Origin of the sequence: Micrococcus sp. (assembly GCF_034179925.1) — a bacterium.
In the GTDB taxonomy this organism is placed as follows: domain Bacteria; phylum Actinomycetota; class Actinomycetes; order Actinomycetales; family Micrococcaceae; genus Micrococcus.
Genome location: NZ_JAXFPG010000006.1, coordinates 1 through 4289 on the forward strand (window position 1 = coordinate 1; position 4289 = coordinate 4289).

The window sequence follows — 4289 nt, forward strand, 5'->3', positions numbered from 1 at the left end:
GACCTGACCCCCGGCGCTCCCGTTGACGAAACGGGAGGTCGCCACGGGGCTCCCGTTGATGAAACGGGGGCTCCGCCGGGGGCCCCGTTGATGAAACGGGAGCCCCGGGCCCCCGACGACGCCCGCCCCGCCCCCCCCCTGTCCTGGTTCAGGGGGGGGGGCCGGCGTCGTGGTGTGGGGAGGGGCGGGCTTTCTGCTTCCCGAACGGAAGTGCTCTGGGAACCTCCCGTTTCGTCAACGGAAGTGCCCCGGGAACCTCCCGTTTCTCGAACGGAAGTGCCTCAGCGGCCGGTGCCGCCGTACACGGTGGCCTGCTCCTGCGCGTCCAGGCCGAACGCGGTGTGGACGGCGCGCACGGCGTCGTCGAGGCGGTCCTCGGCGGTGACCACCGAGATGCGGATCTCCGAGGTGGAGATCATGTCCACATTCACGCCGGCGTCGGAGAGGGCCTTGAAGAAGGTCGCGGACACGCCCGGGTTGGAGCGCATCCCGGCGCCCACCAGGGAGAGCTTGCCGATCTCCTTGTCCGACTCGATGCCCTCGAAACCGATCCGCTCCTGGACGGCACGCAGTGCGTCGAGCGCGTCCTTGCCCTCCACGATCGGCATCGTGAAGGAGATGTCCGTGCGGCCGGAGCCCTGGCGGGACACGTTCTGCACGATCATGTCGATGTTCACGTTGGTCTCGGCGATCACGCGGAAGATCTCGGCGGCCTTGCCCGGGACGTCCGGGACACCGACGATCGTGACCTTGCCCTCGGAGCGGTCGTGGGCCACACCGGAGACGATCGGCTGTTCCATGGGGGCGCCTTCCTTGAGGTGGATGGTGTCGTTGGGGTCGGGCATGATCCAGGTGCCCTCATGGTCGGAGAAGGAGGAGCGCACGTGGATCGGCACGCCGAACCGGCGGGCGTACTCCACGGAGCGCAGGTGCAGCACCTTGGCACCGGAGGCCGCCAGCTCGAGGGTCTCCTCGCTGGAGAGCTCGGTCAGCTTCCGCGCGGAGGGCACGACGCGCGGGTCCGCCGAGTAGACGCCGTCCACGTCCGTGTAGATCTCGCAGACGTCCGCCCGCAGGGCGGCGGCCAGGGCGACGGCGGTGGTGTCGGAGCCGCCGCGGCCCATGGTGGTGATGTCCTTGGACTCAGGGCTCATGCCCTGGAAGCCGGCCACGATGGCCACGCACCCGGCGTCGAGGGCCTCGCGCACCCGGCGGGGGTTGACCTCCACGATCCGGGCCCGGCCGTAGAAGGCGTCGGTGAGCATGCCGGCCTGGGACCCGGTGAAGGAGCGGGCCTCCACCCCCTCGGCGTGGATGGCCATGGCCAGCAGGGACATCGAGATGCGCTCGCCCGCAGAGAGGAGGATGTCCATCTCACGGGCGGGGGCGTCGTCGGTGAGCTCGGCGGCGAGGTCCAGCAGCTCGTCGGTGGTGTCGCCCATCGCGGAGACCACCACGCACACCTCGTTGCCGGCGCGCTGGGTGGCGGCCACACGGCGGGCCACGCGCTGGATGCCCTCGGCGTCGGCCACCGAGGAACCGCCGAACTTCTGGACGATCAGGCTCATGGGGATCCTTCTCAGACGGGTCGGGGAGGCCGCGCGGCGGATCCGGGGCGCCGCCCCGCGCCGTGCTGCGGCCACCGGTCAAGTCTAGGGGGAGCCGGACGACGGCGGAGCCCATGACCTCCCGTGCCTGGGATGTCAGCCCCTCGCATCACCGGCACAGCCCCGGGATCATCCCGCAGTCTGACGCGCGCGGGGCAGCACCCCCGGAGAATGGCCGCATGACTGCGCTCAGCCCTGCCCCGCCCCCGACGGCGGCCCCCTCCCACACCGGGATCCTCGCCCACGGCCTGGCCCGATCCTTCGGGTCCGTGCACGCCGTCCGGGACATCTCCCTGGTGGCGCCCGCCCGCTGCGTGACGGCCCTCGTGGGGCCGAACGGCTCCGGCAAGACCACCCTGATGCTGATCCTGGCCACGCTGCTGCGGCCGGACCGCGGATCCGTCTCCGTGGCCGGGGTGGACGCCGTCCGCAGCCCGCACGAGGCCCGGCGCCTGATCGGGTGGATGCCGGACACCCTGGGCATGTGGGAGGCGCTCACCTGCCACGACGTGCTGACCAGCCTCGCCCGCCTCTACGGGATGGGGGCGGCGGAGGCGGGGCGCCGCGCGGACGAGCAGCTCGAGTGGGTGGGGCTCACCGAGTTCGCCCGCCGCCCCGCGCGGGTGCTCTCGCGCGGACAGCAGCAGCGGCTGTCCCTGGCTCGGGCCACGGTGCACCGGCCGTCGGTGCTGCTGTTGGACGAGCCGGCCAACGGCCTGGACCCGAGCTCTCGTCTGCGCCTGCGCGACGACGTGCGGGCCATGGCCGACGCCGGCACGGCCGTGCTGATCTCCTCCCATGTGCTCGCCGAGCTCGAGGAGATGGCCGACCGTGCCGTGTTCGTGGGCGAGGGCGCCAGTGTGGCGGTCCAGGATCTCAGCGCGGGGTCCGGCGAGGACGCCGTGCGCCTCTACCGGGTGGCCGGCCCGGATCCGTCCGGGCGCGCGGAGCTGCTGGCGGCGCTGACTGATCGGGGCCTGACGGTAGACGCCACCGAGGACCCGCACCGGCCCGGCGTGCTGGTGCGGGTGGCCGGGGAGCAGGCCGCCGCCGATCTGCTGGCCGACCTCGTCCGTGCGGGCGTGCCGGTGAGCCGCTTCGCCCCGGAGGGCTCCCGCCTGGAGGACACCTACCGCGAACTCGACCTCGGCACCGCCCCACGCATCGGAGGACACGCATGAGCGCCACCCCGTACACCCGACCGCCCGTCTCGCCGGGTTCGGCCCGCCCCGACGACGCCGGCACCCGGCCCGGTGCGTCCCTGCCCTGGCGCTCGGCGCTGCCCATCGTGGTGGGGATGGAACTGCGGCAGCGGCTGCGCTCGCGCGGCTGGTACGTGCTGCTCGCCCTGTTCTTCGCCCTGGTGGGTGTGACCACGCTGGGGGCCCTCGGCCTGAGGGGTGTGCTCGCAGGCGAGATGGACGGCTCCGTGGAAGCGGACGCCATGATGCGCCTGGCCGGGCACAGCATGTTCGACGGGGTCCTGCTGTTCACCCTGACCCTCGCGCTGCTGGTGGCACCGGCGCTGGCGGCCAACGCGATCTCCGGGGACCGGGCCGGCGGCACACTGGCGGTGACCCAGGTGACGCTGCTGACCACCGGCCAGCTGATGGTCGGCAAGTGGCTCGCGGCCTGGGTGGCCTCCTCCGCGTTCGTGGCGGCGGCCCTGCCCTGGCTGGTGGTGTGCGCCGTCGTCGGGCAGGTGCCGGTGGCCTCGGTGGTGGTGGGGCTGGTGCTGATCCTCGTGGAGTTCGCCGTGGTCACCGGGATCGGCGTGGCCGTCTCGGCGATCGCCGGGCGCACCCTGTTCGCCGTTGTGGTGACGTACCTGGTGGTGGCGGCCCTGACGGTGGGCACGGTGGTGTCGATGGTCCTGTCCCTGCAGTACATGCAGGTGACCGTGCAGGCCAACCGTCCGGACTACGATGCGGTCTCCTCGGAGGCCATGCCGCCGGAGGCGGTCACCGACGAGTGGACGGAGGAGCAGTGGGCCCAGTTCGACGAGACCCAGCGGGCCCTGAACCCGAGCGCCTACGACACCATCGCGGACCGGTGTGTGGGCCCGCTCCAGGAGCAGTCGGTCCCCGACGGCCGCCGTGTGGCGTGGCTGCTGGCACCGAACCCGTACCTGGTGCTCGCCGATGCGATGCCGTGGACTGTGGTGGACACCCGCTTCGGTGTGGAGACCACACCCCTGAACGCGCTCTCCGCGGTCTACCGGAGGGCACAGGCGGACCCGCGGGACACCGTGGAGTGCCTTGACGGGCAGCTGCGGGGCATCGACTCTGCCCGGCCCCTGGACCGTGAGGGGACATGGCCGATGTGGCCGTTCGGCCTGGCCATGCAGGGGTCCCTGCTGGCGGGGCTGATGTGGTGGGGCCATCGGCGCCTGGACACCCCCTCTGGCCGGCTGGCCCCCGGCACCCGCATCGCCTGAGTGGTGCGGGGCCGGACCCGGCCGGGTCCGGGGAAGACGGCGCCCCCCCAACGACCCCGCGGGGGGGCCGGGCCCGCGGATGGGGGGGGGGGGGGCACCCCCGGATTTTGCGGCCGCCCCCGGACCCGGCCGGGACCGGCCCCGCACCACTCAGGCGATGCGGGTGCCGGGGGCCAGCCGGCCAGAGGGGGTGTCCAGGCGCCGATGGCCCCACCACATCAGCCCCGCCAGCAGGGACCCCTGCA

Annotated in this window: 3 protein-coding genes; 2 read left to right on the top strand and 1 reads right to left on the bottom strand. The window is 73.1% G+C overall.

The features are described from left to right. Positions 1-281 precede the first annotated feature (281 nt). A complete protein-coding gene (locus tag SPI96_RS01235; RefSeq protein ID WP_321080548.1) occupies positions 282-1568 on the bottom strand; it encodes an aspartate kinase in 1287 nt (428 codons plus the stop codon). 218 nt (positions 1569-1786) lie between these two features. Between SPI96_RS01235 and SPI96_RS01240 the strand changes: the two genes are divergently transcribed. Together SPI96_RS01240 and SPI96_RS01245 are read left to right on the top strand one after the other, a co-directional pair. After that, the gene (locus SPI96_RS01240; RefSeq protein ID WP_321080549.1) at positions 1787-2788 is read left to right on the top strand and encodes an ABC transporter ATP-binding protein; all 1002 of its coding nucleotides are present in this window, start codon (positions 1787-1789) and stop codon (positions 2786-2788) included. Beyond that, positions 2785-4044: an ABC transporter permease gene (locus SPI96_RS01245; protein WP_321080550.1), complete on the top strand. Its 1260-nt coding sequence runs from the start codon at positions 2785-2787 to the stop codon at positions 4042-4044. Before SPI96_RS01240 ends, SPI96_RS01245 begins: the two co-directional genes overlap by 4 nt. Positions 4045-4289 lie beyond the last annotated feature (245 nt).

Coding starts and splice junctions, on each gene's coding strand:
- SPI96_RS01235 (WP_321080548.1), bottom strand. CDS start 1,568: ATGAGCCTGATCGTCCAGAAGTTCGGCGGTTCCTCGGTGGCCGACGCC.
- SPI96_RS01240 (WP_321080549.1), top strand. CDS start 1,787: ATGACTGCGCTCAGCCCTGCCCCGCCCCCGACGGCGGCCCCCTCCCAC.
- SPI96_RS01245 (WP_321080550.1), top strand. CDS start 2,785: ATGAGCGCCACCCCGTACACCCGACCGCCCGTCTCGCCGGGTTCGGCC.